A 5,161-nucleotide genomic window follows, 5' to 3' on the forward strand; every position below is an offset into this window, starting at 1 on the left:
ACAGGTCGCTCATTCACGGTCTCCTCACGGAGCCTCAATCAGATCGCGCCTCTCCCATCAATGGGTCCTGACCCTAGGATTGCCAAGTCAGGTTCTCTAAGATGATTGCAGGAGCCATTCCACCTGCGGCACACATCGTCACGAGGCCATATCGCCCGCCAATACGTTCCAGTTCGTCGATGACAGTGCCGATGAGTATTGCTCCGGTCGCGCCTATGGGATGTCCAAGAGCAATTGCACCCCCATTCACGTTGACCTTCGCCTGATCCAGGCCCAAGTCCCTGATGAACTTCGCTGCGACGACCGCAAATGCCTCATTGATTTCCCAGATATCGATGTCGCCAACTGACAATCCAGCGCGTCCAAGAACTTTCCGGGTGGCTTCGACCGGCGCGTTGAGCATCAGCGTCGGATCTCCACCCATATTGGCCGTCGCCACGATTCTTGCGCGCGGCTTGAGATTATGTCGCTTGATGTAAAGCGCTGACCCAAGGAGGATTGCTGCGGCTCCGTCCACGATGCCAGATGAGTTACCGGCATGGTGCAAATGCTTGATTTCCACCTGCGGATAGCGCTTCAGAATTTGTTGGCGAAAAGTCGACCCATTCTGGCCATATGGCGTGTCGGCAAGTCCTTCGAATGCGGGCCGGAGAGCAGCGAGATCCTCAATAGTGGTTTGCGGTCGGGGATACTCGTCACTCTCCAGGATGGTGTTCCCGGCCTCGTCCAGCACTGGAACCAGCGAGCGGCTGAAGCGCCCCTCCGAAATTGCAACGCTGGCTCGCCGTTGACTCTCCAAGGCCAGTGCATCGAGATCCTCCCTGCGAAATCCCTCGATACTGGCGATAGCATCGGCGCAAACTCCTTGATGGGACTGGGGATGGAGAGCATCCAGACGCCTGTTATGGCTGCCCACCACTGCTGACGGGATGCCAGCATCAGCTTCTTGGAACGATAGTGAAGTTACATAGCTCATCATCTCGCTGCCTCCAGCGATGACCAGATCCTCCATTTCACTTGCAACCTGGGCAGCAGCGAATGCCACGCTCGTAAGACCGCCACCGCAAAACCGGTCCAGCGTGACACCACTCGCGGTAACATCATAGCCGGCGCCAAGCGCCGCCATGCGGCCAAGATCCCCACCTTGATTTCCCCGCTGTGACGAGGTCGACCAGATGATGTCATCCACATGGCCTGTATCAAATCGGTTGCGTTCCCGAAGCGCGGTCAAGACGGATACAGCGATCTGTTGCGGGTGAAGATTAGCATAGGATCCTAGATTGGGCTTACCCAACGCACGAGGGGTGCGAACTGCATCAACTATGTAGGCTCCGCTCATATTGTTACCTTTTGCTTGGGAGTTCGCTACGGGCGGTCAACGCTGGGCCCGCCCTGCGAAAACCGAGATCAATTGCTGGCCCTGCACCCGTGGCCCTATCCAGGACTCAGGCCATCAGAAACTGCCTGACATGAGCGATCCATTCCTCAGGCTTGTCGGTCCAGCCATGCCCGACGCCTTCGATCACCCTAAGCGTGGCAAGCCCGCCTGCAATGCCATCATGGATTTCCTTGGCGAGTGCGAGAGGCAAAATCGGATCCCGATCGCCGTGAAGGATCAGGGTCGGCACGCTGATTTTCTTCAGCGCAGTACGGAAATCCAATGTGTGCCACTCTCCGCCTGCCTCGAAGAAATGGCGCAAGACCTCCGGCTTCGCGATGGAGCGCCCGAGCCAGTTTGGATCCATTGGCCCAACTGTATAGTGCTGCAGGCATTTCTCCATGAATTCCGCTTCATGGTTCATGTCTCCCGAAAGGAAATATCGTGCAGCGACGCCAGCATCATCGCCGCCGACCTTGGCGAATGCCGCCACAGAGAGTTCAAGATCTGTCCGCGCGCCTGTGCAAAGCAGAGCAAGTTTGCTCAAACGATCAGGGTAGGTTGTCGCAAACGCTTGCGCAATAAAGCCGCCCACGGATGCGCCGAGGACGAGCGGCTTCTCGATTTCCAGAGCGTCGAGGAAGCCCGCAATGTCATCCGCCCATTGCGACAAATTCCACTGGTCCGGTCGCGCATCATCGCTTCTGCCATTGCCACGATGGTCGAGGTAGATAACCTGCGCATCTTCAGCCAAAGCCGACATATCCGGCAGGTATGATGCATGGTCGAGGCCGGGACCACCATGCACGAGGAGGACGGTAGGTCGCTGACGCAATATCGGACCATCTGGCACCAGCGAAAGACCTTCCACGTCAAAATAAAGACGAGTGCCGTTTACATCCACCCTCATACAAATTAACTCCAGATACGGTTAAGTAAAATTTCTAGCAACTAAACGGAAACTTGGGATTTTCTGCGACTGCCGGAGCTTGTCGTTCGACTGCCTGGATAAATTAAGCCGAACGTTGTCGAGACAAATGGTGCACCAAGCCATAGGTGTCCAATTCGTTTGCCTATGTGCCGATGCGTAATGGGAATATCGTGTCAGCCAGGTCATCCTGGAGCCAATTGCGGGCTTGCCTAATCTGCACAGAACATTCGGGGCGTTTCCACGAGACAGGATTCGCAGGAGATTCCCGTTGAGAAGTGCCGCCCTGGCATGCAGTCCGATATTTAATTGGCACCCGGGCATCGCTGACCCAATGGCACCGGAGGCACCCACGGCGACCCCAGCCAGTGTCTCTCCATCCGGACTCACATCAGCGATTATTGGCCTGACGCACGCTGCATCATGACGTGCTCACGGAGGCCTCATGACCCCGACCAAACTGCTGATCGGACAGATTATCGTTGTCCTGGCAATAATTAGCGCGAGTATCTGGACGGCGACCCAATGGGTGGCGGCTCAGCTCGCCTATCAGCCAGAACTGGGCCAACCCTGGTTCATTGCGTTAGGAATGCCAGTCTATCGACCTTGGGAGATCTTCCCATGGTGGTTTTCGTACGATGCCTATGCTCCGATCATATTTGACGAGGGGGGAGCGATAGCAGCTGCTGGTGGCTTTATCGGCTGCGGCGCGGCGATCTTTGGGTCGGTATGGCGCGCCCGCCAGCCGAGCAATCTCACTACCTACGGGTCAGCAAAGTGGGCGGCGCAGAGCGATGTAAGGGTTGCAGGGCTGCTCGAAGAGCATGGGGTCACGCTTGGCCAGATCAATGGACAGGACCTCCGGCACAATGGTCCCGAACATATCATGGCTTTTGCTCCCACACGATCCGGCAAGGGTGTCGGTCTCGTCATTCCAACCTTGCTGTCGTGGACCGGCTCCACTGTCGTCCACGACATCAAGGGCGAGAACTGGCAATTAACGGCGGGCTGGCGATCGCGTTTCTCTCACTGCCTGCTCTTCAATCCGACCGACTCTCGTTCGGCGCGGTACAACCCGCTGCTTGAGGTGCGGCGCGGTATTAACGAAGTGCGCGACGTCCAGAATATCGCGGACATCCTTGTCGACCCGGAAGGTGCACTGGAGCGCCGCAACCACTGAAAAAACCAGCCATTCTCTGCTGGTCGGCGCGATCCTGCACGTCCTCTATGCCGAAGAAGAAAAGACGCTGGCCCGGGTCGCGACATTCCTTTCCGATCCGCAGCGGACGTTCGTCGCCACGCTCAAGTGCATGATGGCAACCAACCATCTCGGGACGCCGGAGGTCCCAGCGGTCCATCCCGTCGTTGCCTCGGCCGCGCGCGAGTTGCTCAACAAGAGTGAGAACGAGCGCTCCGGCGTCCTATCGACCGCCATGTCGTTCCTCGGCCTCTATCGGGATCCAACCGTGGCGTTGATCACCTCGGCGTCCGACTGGCGCATCATTGACCTAGTAGAGGGCGCGCATCCCATCTCGCTCTACCTCGTGGTGCCGCCATCCGACATCAGCCGGACAAAGCCTTTAATCCGCTTGATCCTCAACCAGATCGGGCGTCGCCTGACCGAGGAGTTGCACGGGACCGGTAAGGATGGCGAAGCCGCGCGCGGACACCACCGGCTGCTAATGATGCTCGACGAGTTCCCCGCGCTGGGACGACTGGACTTCTTTGAGACGAGCCTTGCCTTTCTCGCCGGCTATGGCGTCCGCGCTTTCCTAATCGCACAAAGCCTCAACCAGATCGAGAAAGCCTATGGCGAACACAATGCAATTCTCGACAACTGCCATGTCCGCATTGCGTTTGCGACCAACGACGAGCGGACGGCGAAGCGCATTTCGGACGCCCTCGGCACTGCGACCGAGCAGCGCGCCATGCGCAACTATGCTGGGCATCGCCTTGCACCATGGCTCGCGCATGTCATGGTTAGCCGACAGGAGACGGCCCGCGCCCTGCTGACGCCTGGCGAGGTGATGCAACTCGCGCCGACTGACGAACTGGTTCTGATCTCTGGCCATCCGCCGATCCGCGCCAAGAAGCTGCGCTACTATGAAGACCACCGCTACGCCGCGCGCGTCCTCCCAGCGCCGACGCTCGATGCCACCGGCTATCGCGATCTCCCTGCCGCTCGTCCCGACGATTGGGCTAGTCGGGTGCGCGGTGCCGACATGCGCCTTGTCAGCAGCCCGGATAGTGACGAAGGCGTTGACGCGGGTGGGCTGGAACAAGCCCGCCATCCTGCGCACGGCATCGAGCCGGCTGTCATTGTCGAGCCAGAGCTTGCCGATCCGCTAGGGCTCGGCGACGATGATGGCGACCAAGCGGCCGAGCGCCGCACGATGGACAGGGTTCAGGCACTAGGTGTTTAGTCCCGGCATCTGGTGGATCGGATCGACGATGAACCGCTCAGGCTCTGAAGTCCAGATTTTGGCGATGTATTCGTAAGGTGTGAGGCCGCTGAGCGTTTTGAGCCGGCGGGCGAAATTGTATGCCGCCATGAAGTCGGCGAGGTGCACCCGCAATTGCTCGTGGCTCTCGTAGTGAAAGCGTTTGACGGTCGCTTCCTTAATCGTGCGGTTCATCCGCTCGACCTGACCGTTGGTCCAAGGATGGTTTGGCTTGGTAAGCCGGTGCTCGATGTCATTGGCTTCGCAGATCATGTCGAAGCGCATCTGCCGTGACCAGGCGGTGTTCCGGTTACGCGGCTGCTCTGCGAACTGGATGCCGTAGCACATTGGGAAGCGCCGGTTCGGGAGCCGCTATGGCCCTGATGAAGACAAGTCCGCGTATAGCGGCCGCAG

At 58.6% G+C, this 5,161-nt stretch carries 2 protein-coding genes and 2 pseudogenes; 1 reads left to right on the top strand and 3 read right to left on the bottom strand.

Annotation, left to right across the window (positions count from 1 at the left end):
• Window positions 1–73 precede the first annotated feature (73 nt).
• Complete coding sequence (locus AC07UH_RS21400) at window positions 74–1,339, bottom strand: acetyl-CoA C-acetyltransferase (protein ID WP_495182201.1); 1,266 nt, start codon at window positions 1,337–1,339, stop codon at window positions 74–76.
• Between the two features lie 106 nt (window positions 1,340–1,445).
• Window positions 1,446–2,288, bottom strand: coding sequence for an alpha/beta fold hydrolase (locus AC07UH_RS21405; protein ID WP_495182200.1), 843 nt, complete (start codon window positions 2,286–2,288; stop codon window positions 1,446–1,448).
• Window positions 2,289–2,751: 463 nt separating this feature from the next.
• Between AC07UH_RS21405 and AC07UH_RS21410 the strand changes: the two are divergent.
• A pseudogene (locus tag AC07UH_RS21410) lies at window positions 2,752–4,729 on the top strand (conjugal transfer protein TraG).
• Here AC07UH_RS21410 and AC07UH_RS21415 read toward each other — a convergent pair.
• Window positions 4,718–5,086: pseudogene (locus AC07UH_RS21415) on the bottom strand (integrase core domain-containing protein); the annotation flags it as partial. The pseudogenes AC07UH_RS21410 and AC07UH_RS21415 sit on opposite strands and share 12 nt — an antisense overlap.
• Window positions 5,087–5,161 lie beyond the last annotated feature (75 nt).

Source organism: Sphingomonas sp. GW821-FHT04B01 (assembly GCF_059420425.1).